Origin of the sequence: Microbacterium sp. MTN4-26 (assembly GCF_042846595.1) — a bacterium.
Classification (GTDB): domain Bacteria; phylum Actinomycetota; class Actinomycetes; order Actinomycetales; family Microbacteriaceae; genus Microbacterium; species Microbacterium luteum.
Genome location: NZ_BTGO01000054.1, coordinates 1 through 861 on the forward strand (window position 1 = coordinate 1; position 861 = coordinate 861).

Below are 861 nucleotides of genomic sequence, written 5' to 3' on the forward strand. Positions count from 1 at the left end.
TTCCCGTTTGTCCATGGGCAGTGCGGGCGGATGAACTTCTGTGTGATCCCGTGTGCGTTGATGACCGCGCGGAACGCGGTCGAGTGCCGGTAGGCGAATGCGTTGTCGCTGATCACTCGTTCGACTCTGACCCCGAGATCGGCGTAGAAGCCGATGGCGCGGTCGAGCACACCGGCGGCGGTGGCGCCTTTCTCGTCGCTGTGGATCTCGGCGTAAGCGACTCTGGAGTGGTCGTCGATGACGGTGTGGACGTAGTCGTAGCCCAGGCCCCGCTTGTGCTTCGGACGTTCGCTGCGACCGTGCAAACGCCAGCCGCCGCCGTCCGGGATGCGGCCGAGCTTCTTCACGTCAACGTGGATGAGGGCGCCGGGATGGTCGTGCTCGTAACGCTGCGCAGACCGCCGCGTCGCTCGGATCACCGTCCCGGTGACCGGGTCCAGCTCTCGCAGCAGCGGGGCCCGGTGGCGGCGCAGCACCCGCCCCACCGTCGAGGCCTGTAATCCGAGCTCGTCGGCGATGAACACCGGGCCGCGGCGGGTGAGGTGACGCATGATTCGCACCCGCGCCTCGACGCACGCCGCCGTCCGGTGAGGGTGGGAATGGGCGACGCTGGACCGGTCAACGAGACCGGCAGAGCCGTGCTCTCTGAACCTGCGCCACCACCGCCACGCGGTCGTGCGGGAGATTCCCATCTCAGCGGCGACGTGCGCGACCGCACGCCCGGACTGGATGCGCTGAACGAGGATCAACCTGCCGGCCGGAGCAAGCCGGGCATTACCGTGGGACATGAGAGGCCTCCGTGGGAAAGAGCCGGGGAACTAGACAGCTCCAACTCGACCCCGGAGGCCTCTCCTACGTCAA

Annotated in this window: 1 protein-coding gene; it reads right to left on the reverse strand. The window is 67.7% G+C overall.

The genetic code is table 11. The annotated features are described in order from the left end of the window. The coding region (locus ACGG9C_RS17045) for a DDE-type integrase/transposase/recombinase (RefSeq protein WP_390178955.1) at window positions 1-788 on the reverse strand (788 nt) is incomplete at its 3' end. Window positions 789-861: the final 73 nt, after the last annotated feature.